The sequence below is a fragment of the Salipiger sp. D13 genome, from assembly GCF_003703915.1.
Taxonomy (GTDB): domain Bacteria; phylum Pseudomonadota; class Alphaproteobacteria; order Rhodobacterales; family Rhodobacteraceae; genus Salipiger; species Salipiger profundus.
Genome location: NZ_ML112590.1, coordinates 375,970 through 392,880, shown reverse-complemented (window position 1 = coordinate 392,880; position 16,911 = coordinate 375,970). Strand labels below are relative to the sequence as shown.

The window sequence follows — 16,911 nt, the reverse complement described above, 5'->3', positions numbered from 1 at the left end:
TCAGGTGCCGGCTTCGGCGCGGGCCTGGCGCAGTACCTCGAGCCGTCGGCGGAAACGCGGCGCCTCGAGCCGGCGCGTGACGTTCTCGCAGAGCGCCTGCGCAAGGCCGAGCCGGCCCTCGCCCTCGAGCCTTGCCAGCAGTTTTCGCAGGTAGGGCGGGTAGTCCCGCCGCTTGCGCATCAGCCGGGCGAAGCTGAGGTCATCCAGCGTGCCGTCGGCCGCGGCCACCAGCAGTGGCGCGACCAGTTCCAGCTCCAGCAGGTTGCCCTGCAGTGCGCTGCCCATGAACGGCAGCCGGAAACGGGTGACGTTGCGCCGGGCAAACAGCGCCGAGTGCATCGCGTCGAGCCGTTCGCGCGGGTCGTAGAGCAGGTAGGCCTGCTGCGCCGCGTCGACCATGTCGGGCGCGTAGCCGTAGCGCGTGGTGAAATCGAGCCGCCGCTTGTCGGCAAACCGGTCGTCCCACTCGGTCACGCGCGGGTCGAGCGTGGCCTGCGGCTGCAGCATCAGCACGCGCGCGCCGGGCGCTGCCACCGAGTAGGCGGCAGCGGCATAGCCGCAGGGTCCGGCCCCGTAGAAGATCACCCGGTCGAACTCGTCGAAGAAGCCGTCGTCGAGCAACTGGTCGAAGAAGCCGTAGACCAGCGGATCGCGGAACCACGTATCTCGGGCCGAGATCACGGACAGCGACGACCAGCCTTCGCTGATTGCCATGGTCCAGCCGAGCGGGGTCGAGGTGGGCGACAATGCCTCGATCCCGGGAAGGGTCTCGAAGCTCACCAGCAGCGTGTCGCCGCGTTCCACGAAGACGCCGTGGTGGCGCTTTCCCAGCGGTTCGGCGAAACCGTCCGTCTCGCCGATCTCCGAGATCGCCCCGATCCATCGGCCCCGCCGGACGCCGGAAAGATCCACTGCCGAGAGGTCGGTTTCATCCTGCATTGTCGCCTGCCACTTGTCACTTCACCGCATGCGCGGTGGCATCGCCGGAATTTTGGTTAACCGAAACATTGCCCTGTCTTTGGGGCGGAAATGTGCTGAAACAGGGGTAAGTTTTGGCGACACCATGCGGCGAGGGTTCAGCTGTCCGCCCCCTTTGCCCGCAGCGCGTGGCCATGCAGAAGCGCCGCTGCATCGGGCCCCAGCGGGCGGCTTGGCGGGGTCATCATCAGCCGGCCCATGAGTGCGCGGTAGGGCTCCTGCCGCATCAGCGCCTCGAAGCGGACGCGGCGCCAATCCACCGCCTGCGCGTGCAGCCGCGCCAGCTCGGGATCGGCGGCCAGCGCCGTGCGCCGCTCGGCAACCTGCGGCGCCAGAACCAGGATCGACCGGTCCTCGACCACGTTGAAATTGCGCTCGACCCAGTAGTCGAGCCCGAGCGCGTGGTCGGAATGCACCGCGCGCCCACGGTCGGCCTTGAGCACGTAGCTTTCCATCGCGCCGAGCGGATAGTGGTTGAGCTGAACCAGCGCATGGCTCTCGCGCCCGACGTCGGTAAAGATCCGGCGAGTGCGGAACTGCGCCTCCAGCGCGCGTCCGGCGCCATCGAACCAGCGGGCCTGTTCGATGCGTGTGGGCTCGGGCTGTCGCGGGCGATGCACGCCGAGCCGGCCGTAGGTGCCGTCGTTGCGGTAGAGCGTCTTGAACATCGACGCGCGCCACGGCCAGAGCATCCGCGCCGGCGCCGCCCGGGTGAACTGCTCGGGGATCGGGCGGTCTTCGTAGCGCAAGACGCCGGCGTTGCCGAAAAGCCGCCATGTGAGGGTGATGGCGCTGGCCTCGGGTAGCGCGGCGATGAGGTCGGGCAGGGTGCGCGTGCCGACGTGGACATTGACGAACTCGTCGACATCGAGCGCGATCAGCCAGTCGGCCTGCCGGACCGCCTCGGTCCGGTCCGCGCGCTTCAGCCCCGAAAACTGGATGCCGCCCTTGTCGTGCGGCCCGTCGTTGCGGATGTGGGTCACGTGCCCCAGCACCTCGAGACGGTCGAGCAGCGCGTCGGTGCCGTCGTCGCAGTCGTTCGACAGCGCGACCACGTGGCTCACGCCGCAGGCGAGGTGATGCGCCAGCCAGTCGAGCAGAAAGGCGCCCTCGTTGCGGACGCAGAGCACGGCGGTGATCCTCATGCGCTCACCATCCCCGGCGGAAGGTGACCACCTTGCCCTCCGACGCCTTGGGGAAATAAGTCAGCCCCGCCCGGTGCATGGCGTCGAACACCGCCTCAACCCCGCACTGACCGATCCACTGCGGGTGCAACTCGATGACCGCGCAGCGCAGGCCCGACCAGTCGCCGGCGGGCAGCAGCGTTGCCTCGGCCCCTTCGATGTCGCAGACCAGAACGTCCGGCGCGACCTCGGACAGCACGTCGCCCAGCCGGTCCCGGTCGACCTTCACCGTCTCGACGATGCTTTCGGGGTCCGCCTCCCGGTCCATCGAGGAGCCGAGAAAATTGCGCCGCAGGTGGAAATCCACGGGGTCACCGCCCTCGGGGGTGAGCAGGGCGTTGCGCACCTCGACCGTCGTGACCGCGTTCGCCGCGAGGAGGCTGGCGATATAGGGAATGAGCGCGGGGTTGGCCTCGTAGCTGACGACGCGGCCCACCTTCTTCCTGACCGCAAGCAGGGTCGAGAGGTAGCCGATGCCGCCGCCGAGCTCGAGCACCCGGTCACCGGGGCGCACGACACGGGTGACCGCGTCGCATTCCTTGCGCTCGTAGGTGCCCTCGCGCAGCGCGCCGCGCATGCGGCCGGTGGTGATTTGCGGATGCTTGGGGATGCGCAGTCCGCGCGAGAGCATGACAGGGTTGCGGGCGCCGGTGCCGTCCATCGGGTCAGCTTTCCACGTCGAGGGCGAGCGCATAGGCCACCCGCTCGGTTTCGGTGAGACGCAGCGCCACGGCCTGCCGGTAGAGGTCTTCGAACTCCGGGGTCGCGTGCAGCTCGCGCGCCTTGGTGTGGTGCCAGTCGAGCCCGCGCGCGTGCCATGCCTTCAGCCCGGGGTCGGTCATCAGCCGGTCGTACTCGGCGCGCAGGCGGGGCAGGTTGCGCCGGATGGTCACGTCGCGGACATCGGACCAGTCCATGCGGATCCAGTAGTTGAGACCGATCGAGCGGTCGACGTGCAGCGCCCGTCCACGCTGGCGCTTGATGAGGAAGCTCTCGGCACTGCGCAAAGCGTAATGGTTGAGCTGCACGAGGTCGTAGCCGATGGTTCGCTTCGAACTGCGCCAGCCGTTCTTCAGCACCTCGGCGGTCATGTCGGCGCCGGAACCGTTCACCCATTTCACCCGATCCGCGAAACCCTCGGCAAGCTTGTTGGGACGGTGACACGAGAGCTTGCCGTAGGCGCCGATATTCCGGAACAGCGTCTTGAAACCCCAGACCGTGTGCGGCTTGGGACAGAACTTGGGGGCGCAGCTCTGGAACTGGTCGATGACGAAACGGTCCTTGATCCGGGTCACGCCGTCGTGGCCGAAGAGCCGCCAGGTCATCGCGATGTTGGTGGCGTCGGGCACGCGGGCGAAGAGATCGGGCAGGGTGCCGTTGCCGCAGCGCACGTTGATGAACTCGTCCACGTCGATATGCGCGATCCAAGAGGCATTGCGGATCACAGGCTCGGACAGCGCCTTGTCGAGCGCATGCTGCTGCGGAGAGTTGCCCGCCCAGTCGTCGTTGGAGCGGTGCTCGACCACGCCCATCGCGGCGAGCCGGTCGAGGATCTCGGTCGTGCCGTCCTCGCAGCCGTTGGTGTAGATCAGGAAATTGTCGATACCGGTGGCGCGGTGATAGGCCACCCATTCCACGATATAGGGCGCCTCGTTCTTCATGCAGGCAACGATGACGTTGCCGCTGCTGCCCCCGGGTAGCGCCCGCGGTGGCATGGGCGGAAAGCTAGCCGTTGCCTGTTCCTCGTCGACCGAGCCCAGCCGGTTGTGCGGTGCGAACGACGAGCGGCGGAGCGTCTCGAGGGTCTGACGGACAAGCTCCGGCGTGGGGGCCTGCGCCGAGGGAGCCGCGTCCTTGGACGAGTGGGACACGGTCGCAATGGGCTCTGGAGCGGGCCGCAGCGCGGCAAGATCGGCAGCCCTTGCGACTGTTTCCTCGCGGCTGGCCTTCTCGATGCGTTTTCGGAAGGCCATGAGATACTGCGTCGCGCGGAAACCGAGGGTCGGATCGGGCTCGCGCCACTCCGGCGCAGGGGCATCCGGCGCCATCGGGGCCGGATCGAGGCCCGGGTGTGCGGCGCAGAGATCGGCGATGTCCTCTGCGAACCGGTCGGAAATGGCGTAGAGGCTGCCGGGATCAATGTCGCCGCCTTGAACCCTGATTTCGTTCAGACATTGCCGCCACGCCTGGCGCGGAAGAATGCTCTTGCGCCGTGCGAGCAGCCGCAGAAGCGCATCGTTCAGAAGCCGCTGGCGCGTGAGCCATGCCGCAGAGGCCGGTTCGGGCAGCGGCTCCGGATCGGCACGGCCGATGCTTTCGGGGATGTCGAAGGCGGCGCGCAGTTCCTCGGCGGCGTTGGGGCCATGCAGCCGCGCCATGTCGATGCTGCGGAACCGGACCGAGCCCGTCCCGAAAACGGCCTCCCATTCGGCCTGCAACCGTTTGTAATCGAGCCAGAAGACGGCCGATTGCGCCTCGGTGAACCGTCCCGTGCGCGGGTTGGGCGCCGCGCGCGTGTCGAGCGCGGCCTGCCACCAGTCGGGGCGGTCGATCAGCCCGAGCTCGAGATCGAGCCCGGTTACACGCCCGTCCATGAGCTGCGCGGCATAGCGCCGGACCAGCATCCGCGCCGGATCGTCGATATGCGCGACCACGTGGATGTCTTCCGAAAGCGGTGAAAGAACGCCCTTCAACCGTTTGATTTCGCTTTGGGACGTCAGGAGACCACCCAGTTGGTGCGCCGACAGGATGAGCGTCTCTGGTCGGGCCTGCCTCACTTCGCGGGTGAGCTGGCGCATCACCTCTTCGCGCAGCGCGGCCTGTGTCTCGGGCGCGGTGTAGCCTCGGTAGAACCGCAGCGCGTCCACCGCCGCCGGATCGCTCACCGCCATGAAGAGCCGCGTGTGGTTCTTCGCTCCGGCCGAGCGCGCGTAGAGCACGCCCTGGGCTCTCAGCCGGTCGCGCTTGGCGTGCAGCACCGCTTGCAGCCGGTCCGAGGACAGCGCGTCCGGTCCGATGTGGAGCTGGATCCTCATGGCGTATCCACCGATCGCATCGAGCGGTTCTCGTTCGCCTTGCCCCACCAGGGCAGCGTGATGCCGGGATGCGCCGAAAGCATCTCGGGGGCCTGCGGGTCAGCGGTGTCATACTCGAGGAAGCGCGTATCACCGGCGAAGATCCGACGCAGGAAGGCGTAATGCTGCGCCACCCATTGCGCCCGTTCCAGCCGGGTTTCGCCGTAGCCGGAGGGCAGCCCCGGAATGTTGCCCTGCGGCAGTCGCCGGGTGCCGAGATCGGACCAGCGCAGCATGGAATGCGCAGTCTCGGCCGGGTCGCGCCACGAGGCGACGAAGCGAATGGCGGGATGGTGGTGGCGCAGCGCCTCGATCAGCCCGAAATCGGTCTGCGGCCAGAGGCACAGCGTGCCGTTCAGGACCGAAATCTCGGTCAGCGCGTCGATGCTCCCCAGCCGTTCCAGCGGGTCGCCCGAGCGGAAATAGCCGTCGTAGAGTTGCCGCGCCACGAAGCTGCCGGCGATGCGGCGGTCGGGGCAGCTGCCACGCCTGAGCTTGAAATCGGCGACCACGAGGCCCGCGCGGTCGAGCGCGACGCCAAGCGTCGTGGTGCCGGTCTTGGGTAGCCCGAGGTTGATGACCCGCACCGTCATGGCGCAAGCCCCAGTTCGCGCATCAGCTCCGGCTCTCCGGGCGGCAGCGTCGGGAGGGCGCGCAGGTCTGCATGCATCCGGGCGTAGGCAGGGTCCGCCATCAGCGCATCGCGCCGGGCGCGGTGAAGGCGCACGCAATCGTCGTGGCGCGCGCCGATTTCGCCGCGTTTCATGTCCTCGAGCACGCCTTGCAGCGCCGGCAGGTGGCGTTGGATCGAGCGATCCTCCCACGCGGGGTCGTTGCGTTCGCGCCAGTAGAGATCGTCGAAGACGCGGTCCTTCCGGTTCACGTCGCCACGGTCGGTCTTGATGAGGTAGCTGTCGAGCGAGCGCAGCGCATAGTGGTTCAGCGTCGCGTGCTGCCGCGCTCCGGCCGCCGGGAACTTGCGCATGCGGCGCGGGTTGGCGGCGACGAGGAACTTCTGCGGCACCTCGCGACCCGAGCCATCGGTCCAGCGGGGGATGCCCTCGGGATCGAGACCCTTGCGGAAGAACGGCCGGTGCGCGCCGAGGTAGTGCACCGGAAAATCCGACCGCACCAGTGTCTTGACCTCGATCGCCGTCTCGGCACACCACAGGTCGGGGTTGTGCGAGCGGGTGAACTGTTCGATCACGGGGCGGTCCTCGAAGCGATCGACGCCGCCATTGGCAAAATACTGGAAGGTGACCGAGATCGCCTGCGGGTCGCCGCAGGCCTCGATCAGTGCGGGGATCGTGTGGTTGCCCGCGTGGATGTTGAGGAACTCGTCGACATCCGCGATCCAGAGCCAGTCCGCCTGCCGCACGATGTCCTGTTTGGCCGCGTGCCTGAGCGCTTCCATCTGGTAGTTGCGCCCCCGGGCCGGGTTCGGCAGGTGCACGACGCCATGGGGCGCGAGCGCGTCGAGCAGCCGGTCGGTGCCGTCGCTGCAGTCGTTCGAGTAGATCAGGAAGTCGGTGACGCCGAGCAGCCGGTTGTAGGCCACCCATTCCAGCAGGAAAGGGCCCTCGTTCTTCACGCATGTCACGGCGGTTATGCGCATGCCTGCGCCTTCGCGGTCTCGTCACCCATGGGCCTGCCCGGTCCGTCCTGTCCGGAGGTTCGGCCTCCGTGGCGCCTTGTTACACGGCAAAACATTGCATTCGGGTTGCGAACCGTCAATCTTGCGGCGCGCGCACTGCGTTGTGTTGCCGGAATGAAGCGGCGGACCTGCGACCTTGGGGGTATTGACCGGGCCGGCGCGGGCGGGCACTCCGGAACACGAGGAGGAGGCCGCATATGAAGAACCCCAATTCCATCGATGACGTGCAGGCGATGCTGTCGCAGACCGGCTACGTCTGCGGACGGGCGCTCGCCACGGTCGTCTTCCTGTCGCTGAAGCTCGGCCGCCCGCTGTTTCTCGAGGGCGAGGCCGGTGTCGGCAAGACCGAGATCGCCAAGGCGCTGGCCGCGTCGCTCGGACGGCGGCTGATCCGGCTGCAGTGCTACGAAGGGCTCGACGCGTCCAGCGCGGTCTACGAGTGGAACTTCCCGGCCCAGATGATTGCCATCCGCACCGCCGAGGCCGATGGCAACGCCGACCGCGACCTGCTGCAGCGCGAGCTCTTCGGGCCCGATTTCCTTGTCGAGCGGCCGCTGCTGCAGGCGATGCGCCCCGACGAGAACGGCCCGCCGGTGCTGCTGATCGACGAGCTGGACCGCACCGACGAGCCCTTCGAGGCCTTCCTGCTCGAGGCCCTCAGCGATTTCCAGGTGACCATCCCCGAGCTTGGCACCATCGCGGCGCCCGAGCCGCCGATCGTCGTTCTGACCTCGAACCGCACGCGCGAGGTGCATGACGCGCTCAAGCGCCGCTGCCTGTATCACTGGGTCGATTACCCGGATTTCGCCCGCGAGGTCGAGATCCTGACTGCGCGCGAGCCGGCCATCGCGGCAGAGCTCAGCCGCGAGATCGTGGCCTTCGTGCAGGCCTTGCGAACCGAGGACATCTTCAAGAAGCCGGGCGTGGCGGAAACCATCGACTGGGCGAAATGCCTGCTGGCGCTCGACGTGGTCGACCTGTCGCCCGAGGTGATCTCGGACACGCTCGGTGCTATCCTGAAATACCAGGACGACATCGCGAAAATCCAGGGGTCCGAGGCCGCGCGGCTGCTCGAGGAGTCGAAAGCGTCGTTGGCTCCGGGCTGATCTGGTTGCACAATGCCGCCTGTGGGGCCATGTGACCCTGCAAGCAGCGATGAAAGACGACACGGGCCATGGCGAAGAAACCCACGGGAAAGAACACCTCCGGACGCGGGCAGCGTGACCTCAAGGTGAAGGTCAAGACGGCGCGCGGGCGCACGACCAGCTCGACCCGCTGGCTGCAGCGTCAGTTGAACGACCCTTACGTGAAGCGTGCCAAGGACGAGGGCTTCCGGGGACGGGCGGCCTTCAAGATCCTCGAACTCGACGAGAAGTACCATTTCCTCAAGCCGGGCGCCCGCGTGGTCGACCTTGGCTGCGCGCCGGGTGGCTGGTGCCAGGTGGCAGTGCCGCGGGTCAACGCGCTGGGGGAGAAGAAGAACAAGCCGCAGGGCTTCGTGCTGGGTGTAGACCTGCAGGAGGTGCTGCCGATCCCGGGTGCCGAGATCTACCAGCTCGATTTCATGGACGAAGGCGCCGACGACAAGGTCAAGGAGTGGCTCGGCGGCAATGCCGACGTGGTGATGTCGGACATGGCGGCCTCGTCCTCGGGGCACAAGCAGACCGACCACCTGCGGATCATTGCGCTGTGCGAGGCCGCGGCCGAACTTGCGTTCGACGTTCTGGAAGAGGGCGGCACCTTCGTCGCCAAGGTGCTGGCGGGCGGCGCCGAGCAGGGGCTGCAGGCGTTGCTCAAGCAGCGCTTCGACAAGGTCGCGAACGTGAAGCCGCCGGCAAGTCGTTCGGATTCTTCCGAGAAATTCGTGGTCGCGACCGGCTTTCGCGGCTAGTCTCGCGGGCGCAACGAGGCGGCGCCACGTTCCTGGAATTCTCGCGCGACACTATCGGGAAGGGCGGGCTCTTCCTCGAAGCCCTCGCTCGCTCGCAGCGCTTCGCGGCGCTCGGCAATCTGCTGCAGCCGCGCCAGAATGCGCAGCGACGGCAAGGCGCTCGGGTGCCGTTTCAAAGGGCGCGCAGGCTCGGTGGCGGCTGCGCTCGGCAAGCGCTCAGCGCGGGCCCTTTCCGTTGCGCGGATCTGTGCGGTCATCGGTCTTCTCCTCCAGGGAAGTCTGACGAATCTCGCTTACCAACGCGTAAACGCCCCCCGGGTTGCGCGGCAGTGAGCCGTAACCCTGTCGCCCTTGTGTCGCCCGAGGCGCTGGCCCATGTTTCCGGGGAGGCAAAAAAGAACGGGCAGGTGCATGGCGGTCATCCTTTGTTACGGCGACAGCAACACGCATGGCACCATGCCGATGCGGGGGGCCGGCGTCTCTGAACGGCACCCCAAGATGCAGCGCTGGCCGGAGGTCATGGCGCGCAGGCTGGGTCCGGCGCACGACGTCATTTCCGAGGGGCTGCCGGGCCGGACGACCGTTCACGACGATCCTGTCGAGGGTGGAGAACGTAGTGGCATCAAGGTCTTGCCGGCCATTCTTCACAGTCACAAGCCAATCGACCTGATGGTGCTGATGCTGGGAACGAACGACCTCAAGCCGCGCTTCTCGGTGACGGCTCACGAAATCGCACGGTCGGTCGAACGCCTGTTGCTGGCCACCCGCGCCGAGGCGGTTACCCGGCGGCAGGTGATCGTCTGCCCGGCGCCCGTGCGCGAGATCGGCACGCTGCGCGATGCCTTCGCCGGCGCCGAGGCGCGGCAGGCCATGTTCGAGCATCACCTCGGGGCCGTCGCGGCGCGGCACGGCTGCGCATTTCTCGCTGCCGGGGCGCATGTGGCGGTATCGGACCGCGACGGCGTTCATTGGGAGGCCGCGGAGCACGAGCGCTTCGGCGAGGTCATGGCAGGCGCCGTGACCGGCGAGCTGGCGGGGCTGGCATGAGACGCGCGCTGGTTCTCGCCCTGCTGCTCGGTGCCTGTGCCGGCAAGGCTCCGCTGCCCGAGGTTTCAATCCCGCTTCGCAATCCCACCGCACCGGTCGCCAGCCAGTCGGACGTGACCGGGGCGAGGCTGGACGGCGACTGGGTGGTGGTCGAGGGCGGCGGCATCGCGCCCGGCACGCGTCTGCGCTTTTCATCCGGGCGCATCGCCGTCGACGGGATGACCATGCCATTCGAGGCGCAGGGCCAGGGACGTTTCACGCTCGGAGGGCAACGGATCTGGGTGCACTGGCTCGATGCCGACAACCGCACCGCCGCGCTCGGCGATCCCGACGGAAAACGCGTCTGGATCATGGACCGCACAGGGCGCCCCGGAGAGCGGCTTGGCGCGGCGCAGGAGATCCTGCGCTGGTACGGCTACGATCTGGCCAGGCTGAACCGCGGCTGAGGGTCGCGCCCTCGGGCTCGCTGAAATATGCGGCAGCTGCGAGAGGTTGCCGTAACGGCAGATCGAAAGTGCTCGCAACGCCCTGCCACTTCACGCAAAACTTATGTCAGGGCGCAATGGGAGGCGCCCGTGCACGGACATTGCCGCCATGACGCGAGATTATTCACGCCTGCTGAAGCCGCGCTCGGTCGCCCTCCTGGGGTCTGAGAACTGGTGCCGTGACGTGATCTCCAACCTGCGCGAGATGGGATACGTCTGGGACATCTGGCCCGTGGTGCCGGGGGAACGCACGGTCGGCGGCCTTCGGGCCTTCGCGGCGGTCGAGGGGCTGCCCGACGCGCCGGACCTGGCCTTCGTCGGTGCCGAGGGCGAGGCGGCGGTGGCGCTGGTCGCGTCGCTGGCCGAGTTTGGAACCGGCGCGACGCTGGTGCCGGGCGAAGCCGACGCGGCAGAGCTTGCCAAGGCCGCTGGCGAGATGCTGCTGCTGGGGCCCGGTTGTCGCGGCATGATCAACGCCATGGAGCGTGCCGCGATCTGGGACGGGCCCCACGGCCTGCACCCGGTGCGGCGCGGGGTCGCCATTCTTGCCCGCAGCCCGAGCCTTGCGCAGACGCTCACCATGCAGCGTCGTGGCCTGCCGATTGCCTGCATGGTGGTGGCCGCCCCGGGGCCGGCGCAGACCCGCATGGCTGTTCTCGCGCGGGCGCTGCTCGAGGACGAGCGCATCACCGCGCTGGGGGTGCAGGCCGAGGATCTCGGCGGCCCCGAGCTGTTCCTGTCGCTCGCGCAGGTGGCGGAGCGGCTGGGTAAATCGGTCGTCGTGCTGCGCGCCGGCGAAGAGCCGGGCGCAACAGCGCTGATCGCGCGGGGCGGCATGGCCCGGGTGCGCACGCCCGAGGCGTTTCTCGAGGCGCTGAAGATCCTGCATGTCACCGGTGCGCTGCCCGCCAACACGCTGGCCGCGCTGTCCTTCGGGGGCTGCGCCGCAAGCCTGATCCGTGAACTCGGCACCGGTCGCGGGCTGAGCTTTCCCGCCTTTTCGCCGGCGCAGCAGCGGGCCTTGAGCGATGCGCTCGGGCTCGCGGAGCCGCCCGAGAACCCCATCGACGCCTTCGAGGCGGTGACCCTGCCTGCGCCGGAGCTGACCCGGATCGTGGTCGAGACCATGTCGGGACGGGCGGTGCTGACGCTTCTCGTCATGGAGTGCCCGCGCGAAGATCGATGCCCCGACGCCGCCTGGGATCATCTGGCCGAGGCCGCGGCCGACGCGCGCCACCGCGTCGGGATGCCGTTGGCGCTGGTCTCGACGCTGCCCGAGGGCATGCCCGAGGCACGCGCCGAGGCGCTCATGGCGCAGGGGCTCATCCCGCTTGCCGGTCTCGCCGCCGCCTTCGAGGCGCTGCAGGCCTGCGTCACGCTTGGCGGGCCGCTGCGGCATCCCGCGCCGCTCTTCATGCCGGTTGGCGGCACCGAGTCGGGCGAGGGGATCGACACCGCGCGGGTCCATGCGAGCCTTGCCGCCGAGGGCGTTGAGGTTGGCCCCGCGACCGATCCCGCCGAGCTGGAGCTGCGGCTGCACATCGCGGCGCAACCGTCCTTTGGCTATGTCCTCGGGTTTTCCCGCGGGCTCGAGCGGGCCACCGGACTGCTGCCGTTGCGGGCGGGCGAGGCGCAGGCGCTGCTCGCGCAGTTGGGGCTCGACGCGCAGGCCGCCGCAGCGGTTGTTCCCGCGGTGCTCTCGGTGCAGGATTACGTGATTGCCCAGAATGGCGCGCTCGTCGAGCTAGAGCTGTCCTTAGATCCCGGTCAGACCGGCGGCGCGCGGGCGAGCGGCCTGCGCGTGCGCGCCGCAGGGGGCTGAGACGACAGGCAGGGATCAGGCGAGGACCATCACGCATGACGGACGAAACAGCATTCCTGACCCGGCTTTTCGAGGCCGCGGTCGCGGCGGCAGACCCGGAGCGCGCGCTGGCGCAGGCCATGCCCGAGAAGCCGAAGGGGCGCACGGTGGTGATCGGTCTCGGCAAGGGGGCAGCCCAACTTGGCGCCGCCTTCGAGCGGCTCTGGGGCGCACCGGTGGAAGGTGTCGTCGTGACCCGCTACGGCTACGCCGCGCCCTGCCGGCACCTCAAGGTGATCGAGGCGGCGCATCCGGTCCCCGACGAGGCCGGTCTCGCCGCCAGCGACGCGCTGTTCGCGGCGGTCTCGGGGCTGACCGAGGACGATCTGGTGGTCGCGCTGGTCTGCGGCGGCGGCTCGGCGCTGCTGCCGGCCCCGCCCGAGGGGCTCACGCTCGCGGACGAGCAGGCGCTGAACCGGGCGCTGCTGGGCTCGGGCGCGCCGATCGGGGTGATGAACGCGATCCGCAAGCACGCCAGCCGGATCAAGGGCGGGCGGCTGGCCGCCGCCTGCGCGCCGGCGCGGGTGGTGAGCCTGATCGTGAGCGACGTGCCCGGCGACGACCCGGCGCAGGTGGCCTCCGGTCCGACCGTGCCGGACACGGTCGATGCCCGCGCCGCGCTGGGGATGATCTCGGCGTGGCGGATCGAGCTGCCCGGCAGGATCCTCGACCATATCCGCAGCCCTGCGTCGGCGGCACCGATGCCGGACGATGCCTGCTTCGCCCGCAACGAGGTGCATGTGGTCGCCTCGGCCCGCCTGTCGCTCGAAGCGGCGGCGCGCACCGCCGAGGCCGAGGGCATACCGGCCGCGATCCTGTCGGATTCGATCGAGGGCGAGGCGCGCGACGTGGGCCTCGTTCACGCCGCTGTCGCCCGCGAGGTTGCGGCCCGGGGCCGGCCGTTCACACCGCCCGTGGTGCTGCTGTCCGGCGGCGAGACAACGGTCACGCTGCGGGGAGACGGCGGCAAGGGCGGGCGCAACACCGAGTTCCTGCTGGCCTTCGCCCATGCCATCGACGGCATCGACGGCATCCATGCGCTTTCGGCCGACACCGATGGCATCGACGGCACCGAGGACAACGCCGGCGCCTTTGCAGACGGCACGGTCGCCGCAGCGCTGCGCGCAGGTGGCGAGGACGCGATGACGCTGCTCGGGCGGAATGCCGCCTGGGAGGCGTTTGACCGCGTCGGCGCGCTCTTCGTGCCGGGGCCCACCGGCACCAACGTCAATGACTTCCGCGCGATCCTGATCCGGTCGATGGACTGAGGTGGGCGGCTCACTCGGCGGCCTGCGCCGCTTCCCACGCCTGCCACGCCTCTGGCGTGTCCAGATCGGTGAGCGCGCGGCGACCGGGCAGCGGCACGTCGCGCACCCGGTGGATGTTCGCCGCCAGCACCGCCTTCGCGCCCATGTCGCCGCTGAGCGCCAAGAGCGCCGGAAAACAGTCGCGCGGGAAAAGCACCGGGTGGCCGGGCGTGCCGTCCTCGGCGGTGCCGCGCTGCAGGGTGGCCTGCGGCATCGCGCGATAGGCGGCGATGACCGCCGCAAGATCCTGCGCGGTAAGGTCCGGCATGTCGGCGGGCAGCACCATCAGCGCGTCGATGCCCTGCGGCAGCAGTCCGACCCCCCGCCGCAGCGACGACGACATACCGAGATGAGCGTCGGGCACCGCGACCAGTTGCACGGGAAGCCCCTGAAGCGCCGCGGCACGCGGGTGGTCATGGTCGGGCAGGGTCACCACGACATGATCGGCGGCCCGAAGCGCCTCCTGCGCCTGTCGGCGCAGCAAGGGCAGGCCTTCGACCTCGCGCAGAAGCTTGTCGGCCCCGCGCATCCGGCGACTGGCGCCGGCCGCGGGAATCAATACGGCTGTTCCTCCCATGGGGCCCTTATAGCGCAAACAACCGGAGCGCGTGCAGGATTTCTGCGCGGGTCAAGGTGACTCCTGTTGACGCTACCGGGGGGCAGGGGATTAAGGTATATTTTCCGCGCAACTTTCGGCCGAAACCGGGGCCGCCGCGCACCGATGGTTGACCCGCAATCGCCTGTCCGTAGGGTGTACCGCCGGGAAATCGAACGAAGGCGCTTTTCCAATGGTCATGCCGATCAAACCCGAGAACGAAGCCGAGCGGCTCGCCGAGCTGCACAGTTTCGGTGTGCTCGATACCGCGCCCGACCCCGCGTTCGACGAGGTCGTGGACCTTCTGGCGAGCATGCTCGACATGCCGGTGACGCTTATCAGCCTCGTGGACGAACACCGCCAGTGGTTCCGTGCGCGCCATGGCTTCGAGCCCTCCGAGACCCCGCTCGACCAGTCGATCTGTGGCCATGCCATCCTCGATGACGGGCTGCTGGTGATCGAGGACACGCTCGCCGATCCGCGGACCGCCGACAACCCGCTCTGCTGCGGCACGCTGTCGGACATGCGGTTCTACGCCGGCGCGCCGCTCGTCACCCGGTCGGGGCATCGCATTGGCACATTGTGCGTACTCGACACCGTGCCCCGGCAACTCTCGCAACGCCAGAAGAAGCTTATCCTGGTGATGGCCCGGCAGGTCATGCGCCAGCTCGACCTTCAGCGTGCCCTGCGCAACAAGGAAATCTTGCGCGGCGAGATCGACCACCGGGTCAAGAACTCGCTGCAAACCGTCGCGTCGACCATCCGGCTCTACCGGGCCCGGCTGGACAGCGACGATGCGCGCGAGGCGCTGGATGCCGTGGCGCGGCGGGTCGACGCGATCTCGCAGCTGCATGCCGAGCTGAACCTCACCTCGAAGATGCATCATGTCGGGCTCGACACCTATCTCGAGCGGGTGGGGCATCTGCTGCAAAGGCAGGCGCCGTCGGGCACACGGATCGAGACCTACGCCGAGGCGCTGGAGGTCGACTCGCGCGTGGCGGCGTCGCTGGGGATCATCGCCAACGAGTTCGCGGCCAATGCGACCAAGTATGCCCACCCCGAGCAGGGCGAGCCGCTGCAGATCCGCTTTTCGCTGAACCGGACCGGCGTGAACCAAATGACGCTGGTCTGCGAGGACAACGGCGTCCACCGTCTTGTTTCAGAGGAAGACAGCGTGCCGGAGTGGTCCTCGACGGCGCTCGGTGGTCGCATGATGGAGGCCGCGGCGGCACAGGTCGGCGGGCGGCTCGACCAGCGCCGCGAGCCGCACGGCTACGTGCTGCGCGCAGAGCTTCCGATCGAGCTGAGCGCCGAGTCGTCGGGCAATTCCGACGGCGTCAGCGGGACAGCGTTTCGAGAGGCCGCACGCGCAGCCGAGTGATCCGGTTGTTCTCGCGCTCCATGACCTCGAAGCGGAAGCCGTGGAAGCTGAAGCGCTGGCCCACGGTCGGGATCATCTGGGCCTCGTGAATCACCAGCCCGGCGATGGTGTTGGCCTCGTCGTCGGGCAGGGACCAGTCGGTCGCACGGTTGAGATCGCGGATGGTCATCGCACCGTCGAGCCAGAACCAGCCATCCTCGCCGGCCTTTACCTGGTGCTCGGCATCCGGGTCGTGCTCGTCGGTGATCTCGCCGACGATTTCCTCAAGGATGTCCTCGAGCGTGATCAGCCCCTCGAGCGAGCCGTATTCGTCGACCACCAGCGCGAAATGGGTATGCTTGCGCAGGAAGTTCCGCATCTGGTCGGCCAGCGTCGTGGTGTCGGGGACGAAGTAGGGCTTCATCATCACGTCGGAAATGGCGAAGACGTCGAGCGCCTCGGAAGCCTTGTCGCCGGCCTCAGAAATGGTCTCGTAGAGGGCGCGCATCAGGTCCTTGGCGTGGGCGACGCCGATGATGTTCTCCTGGTCGCCCTTGTAGATCGGAAGGCGCGTGTAGTTGCTTTCGAGGATCTGCTGCAGGATCGCGCGCGGCTCGGCCTCGGCGTCGACCATCTCGATGTTCGAGCGGTGCAGCATGATCTCCTCGACGGTGCGCTCGGCAAGGTCCAGCGCCCCGAGGATACGGTCGCGGTCCTCCTTCTCGACCACGCCCTCGGAGTGGCCGAGTTGCAGCGCGCCGGCGATTTCCTCGCGCACGGCGAGGATCTGGCTGTCGGGATCGGTCTGCACGCCCACCAGCCGCAGCAGCATCCTCACCAGCGCGCGGATCGCGCCGACGATGGGCGAGAACACGAGGATGATGAGCGAGATCGGCCGCGCCACCCCGGCGGCGGCCGTCTCGGGATTGGTGATGGCATAGGTCTTCGGCAGCACCTCGGCGAAGATCAGCACCAGCAGCGTCATGACGAGCGTGGCAAGTGCGACGCCGCTGTCGCCGAAGAGCGCGGTGAAAAGCGCGGTCGCCAGCGAGGTGGCGAGGATGTTCACGAGGTTGTTGCCGAGCAGCACCGAGCCGATCAGGCGTTCGCTGTCCTCGGTGATCTTCAGCGCGGTCTGGGCACCCTTCGAGCCGCGGTCCTGTGCGGCCCGCAGCTTGCCGCGCGATGCGGCGGTCAGCGCGGTCTCGGATCCCGAGAAGAAGGCCGACATCAGGATCAGGAGGATGATCGCTCCGCCGGTGATCCAGAGAGCTGCGTCGAATCCTGCGGTGGCGGCGGTGCTGGCGTCCATGATCTTTCGCTGTGTTGTGTGGTCCGGAGGGTTATGGGGGTGGCGTCGCGCGGGTTCAAGGCCCGCGTCCCGGCGCGGGCCCCGTCAGTCGCGGGCGAGTGGATGGTGGGTCATCACCAGCTCGCGCAGCCGTTCCTCGAGAACATGGGTGTAGATCTCGGTG

The 16,911-nt window shown here is 68.5% G+C and carries 16 protein-coding genes and 1 pseudogene; 7 read left to right on the top strand and 10 right to left on the bottom strand.

All coding sequences use genetic code 11. The features are described from left to right. From D6860_RS01800 to D6860_RS01775, 6 genes are all read right to left on the bottom strand, one after another. Positions 1 to 939, bottom strand: coding sequence for a phosphoadenosine phosphosulfate reductase (locus D6860_RS01800; protein WP_076624435.1), 939 nt, complete (start codon positions 937 to 939; stop codon positions 1 to 3). Between the two features lie 137 nt (positions 940 to 1,076). After that, positions 1,077 to 2,123 (bottom strand): glycosyltransferase family 2 protein, encoded by a 1,047-nt coding sequence (locus D6860_RS01795; protein ID WP_076624436.1) that lies wholly within the window; start codon positions 2,121 to 2,123, stop codon positions 1,077 to 1,079. 4 nt (positions 2,124 to 2,127) lie between these two features. Then, positions 2,128 to 2,823 (bottom strand): FkbM family methyltransferase, encoded by a 696-nt coding sequence (locus tag D6860_RS01790; protein WP_076624437.1) that lies wholly within the window; start codon positions 2,821 to 2,823, stop codon positions 2,128 to 2,130. 4 nt (positions 2,824 to 2,827) lie between these two features. Next, the gene (locus D6860_RS01785) at positions 2,828 to 5,197 is read right to left on the bottom strand and encodes a glycosyltransferase family 2 protein (RefSeq protein WP_076624438.1); all 2,370 of its coding nucleotides are present in this window, start codon (positions 5,195 to 5,197) and stop codon (positions 2,828 to 2,830) included. Continuing rightward, positions 5,194 to 5,829, bottom strand: coding sequence for a sulfotransferase family protein (locus tag D6860_RS01780; RefSeq protein ID WP_076624439.1), 636 nt, complete (start codon positions 5,827 to 5,829; stop codon positions 5,194 to 5,196). The genes D6860_RS01785 and D6860_RS01780 overlap by 4 nt, the downstream gene beginning before the upstream one ends. Further along, entirely contained in the window at positions 5,826 to 6,851 is a 1,026-nt protein-coding gene (locus tag D6860_RS01775) for a glycosyltransferase family 2 protein (protein ID WP_076624440.1), read from the bottom strand. Before D6860_RS01775 ends, D6860_RS01780 begins: the two co-directional genes overlap by 4 nt. A 236-nt stretch (positions 6,852 to 7,087) precedes the next feature. Between D6860_RS01775 and D6860_RS01770 the strand changes: the two genes are divergently transcribed. Beyond that, positions 7,088 to 7,996 (top strand): AAA family ATPase, encoded by a 909-nt coding sequence (locus tag D6860_RS01770; protein WP_076624441.1) that lies wholly within the window; start codon positions 7,088 to 7,090, stop codon positions 7,994 to 7,996. Positions 7,997 to 8,064: 68 nt separating this feature from the next. Beyond that, positions 8,065 to 8,781: an RlmE family RNA methyltransferase gene (locus D6860_RS01765; protein WP_076624442.1), complete on the top strand. Its 717-nt coding sequence runs from the start codon at positions 8,065 to 8,067 to the stop codon at positions 8,779 to 8,781. Here the strand turns inward: D6860_RS01765 and D6860_RS01760 are convergent. Further along, entirely contained in the window at positions 8,778 to 9,038 is a 261-nt protein-coding gene (locus tag D6860_RS01760; RefSeq protein WP_017469631.1) for a hypothetical protein, read from the bottom strand. The genes D6860_RS01765 and D6860_RS01760 overlap by 4 nt on opposite strands. Before the next feature lie 154 nt (positions 9,039 to 9,192). On the opposite strand from D6860_RS01760, the gene D6860_RS01755 reads away from it, so the two are divergent. The 4 genes from D6860_RS01755 (at position 9,193) to D6860_RS01740 (ending at position 13,442) form a co-directional block, all read left to right on the top strand. Continuing rightward, positions 9,193 to 9,828 (top strand): GDSL-type esterase/lipase family protein, encoded by a 636-nt coding sequence (locus D6860_RS01755; RefSeq protein ID WP_076624443.1) that lies wholly within the window; start codon positions 9,193 to 9,195, stop codon positions 9,826 to 9,828. After that, positions 9,825 to 10,274 carry a lipocalin family protein gene (locus D6860_RS01750; protein ID WP_017469858.1) on the top strand — a complete coding sequence of 150 codons (450 nt, stop codon included), beginning with the start codon at positions 9,825 to 9,827 and terminating at the stop codon, positions 10,272 to 10,274. Before D6860_RS01755 ends, D6860_RS01750 begins: the two co-directional genes overlap by 4 nt. A gap of 148 nt (positions 10,275 to 10,422) precedes the next feature. Further along, the gene (locus D6860_RS01745; protein ID WP_076624444.1) at positions 10,423 to 12,135 is read left to right on the top strand and encodes a CoA-binding protein; all 1,713 of its coding nucleotides are present in this window, start codon (positions 10,423 to 10,425) and stop codon (positions 12,133 to 12,135) included. A gap of 35 nt (positions 12,136 to 12,170) precedes the next feature. Beyond that, positions 12,171 to 13,442, top strand: a complete 1,272-nt coding sequence (locus D6860_RS01740) for a glycerate kinase type-2 family protein (protein WP_076624445.1) — start codon at positions 12,171 to 12,173, stop codon at positions 13,440 to 13,442. 10 nt (positions 13,443 to 13,452) lie between these two features. Here the strand turns inward: D6860_RS01740 and D6860_RS01735 are convergent, their stop codons facing one another. Beyond that, entirely contained in the window at positions 13,453 to 14,058 is a 606-nt protein-coding gene (locus D6860_RS01735) for a nucleotidyltransferase family protein (RefSeq protein WP_076624446.1), read from the bottom strand. 211 nt (positions 14,059 to 14,269) lie between these two features. On the opposite strand from D6860_RS01735, the gene D6860_RS01730 reads away from it, so the two are divergent. Beyond that, positions 14,270 to 15,457, top strand: coding sequence for a histidine kinase dimerization/phosphoacceptor domain -containing protein (locus tag D6860_RS01730; protein ID WP_076624447.1), 1,188 nt, complete (start codon positions 14,270 to 14,272; stop codon positions 15,455 to 15,457). Here D6860_RS01730 and D6860_RS01725 read toward each other — a convergent pair. Further along, complete coding sequence (locus tag D6860_RS01725) at positions 15,414 to 16,748, bottom strand: HlyC/CorC family transporter (protein ID WP_076624448.1); 1,335 nt, start codon at positions 16,746 to 16,748, stop codon at positions 15,414 to 15,416. The two genes, D6860_RS01730 and D6860_RS01725, sit on opposite strands and share 44 nt — an antisense overlap. A gap of 84 nt (positions 16,749 to 16,832) precedes the next feature. Beyond that, a pseudogene (locus D6860_RS25580) lies at positions 16,833 to 16,911 on the bottom strand (recombinase XerD); the annotation flags it as partial.

Bases quoted from the DNA above. Each gene is read 5' to 3' on its own strand.
- D6860_RS01800 (WP_076624435.1), bottom strand. From the start codon at position 939: ATGCAGGATGAAACCGACCTCTCGGCAGTGGATCTTTCCGGCGTCCGG.
- D6860_RS01795 (WP_076624436.1), bottom strand. From the start codon at position 2,123: ATGAGGATCACCGCCGTGCTCTGCGTCCGCAACGAGGGCGCCTTTCTG.
- D6860_RS01790 (WP_076624437.1), bottom strand. From the start codon at position 2,823: ATGGACGGCACCGGCGCCCGCAACCCTGTCATGCTCTCGCGCGGACTG.
- D6860_RS01785 (WP_076624438.1), bottom strand. From the start codon at position 5,197: ATGAGGATCCAGCTCCACATCGGACCGGACGCGCTGTCCTCGGACCGG.
- D6860_RS01780 (WP_076624439.1), bottom strand. From the start codon at position 5,829: ATGACGGTGCGGGTCATCAACCTCGGGCTACCCAAGACCGGCACCACG.
- D6860_RS01775 (WP_076624440.1), bottom strand. From the start codon at position 6,851: ATGCGCATAACCGCCGTGACATGCGTGAAGAACGAGGGCCCTTTCCTG.
- D6860_RS01770 (WP_076624441.1), top strand. From the start codon at position 7,088: ATGAAGAACCCCAATTCCATCGATGACGTGCAGGCGATGCTGTCGCAG.
- D6860_RS01765 (WP_076624442.1), top strand. From the start codon at position 8,065: ATGGCGAAGAAACCCACGGGAAAGAACACCTCCGGACGCGGGCAGCGT.
- D6860_RS01760 (WP_017469631.1), bottom strand. From the start codon at position 9,038: ATGACCGCACAGATCCGCGCAACGGAAAGGGCCCGCGCTGAGCGCTTG.
- D6860_RS01755 (WP_076624443.1), top strand. From the start codon at position 9,193: ATGGCGGTCATCCTTTGTTACGGCGACAGCAACACGCATGGCACCATG.
- D6860_RS01750 (WP_017469858.1), top strand. From the start codon at position 9,825: ATGAGACGCGCGCTGGTTCTCGCCCTGCTGCTCGGTGCCTGTGCCGGC.
- D6860_RS01745 (WP_076624444.1), top strand. From the start codon at position 10,423: ATGACGCGAGATTATTCACGCCTGCTGAAGCCGCGCTCGGTCGCCCTC.
- D6860_RS01740 (WP_076624445.1), top strand. From the start codon at position 12,171: ATGACGGACGAAACAGCATTCCTGACCCGGCTTTTCGAGGCCGCGGTC.
- D6860_RS01735 (WP_076624446.1), bottom strand. From the start codon at position 14,058: ATGGGAGGAACAGCCGTATTGATTCCCGCGGCCGGCGCCAGTCGCCGG.
- D6860_RS01730 (WP_076624447.1), top strand. From the start codon at position 14,270: ATGGTCATGCCGATCAAACCCGAGAACGAAGCCGAGCGGCTCGCCGAG.
- D6860_RS01725 (WP_076624448.1), bottom strand. From the start codon at position 16,748: ATGGACGCCAGCACCGCCGCCACCGCAGGATTCGACGCAGCTCTCTGG.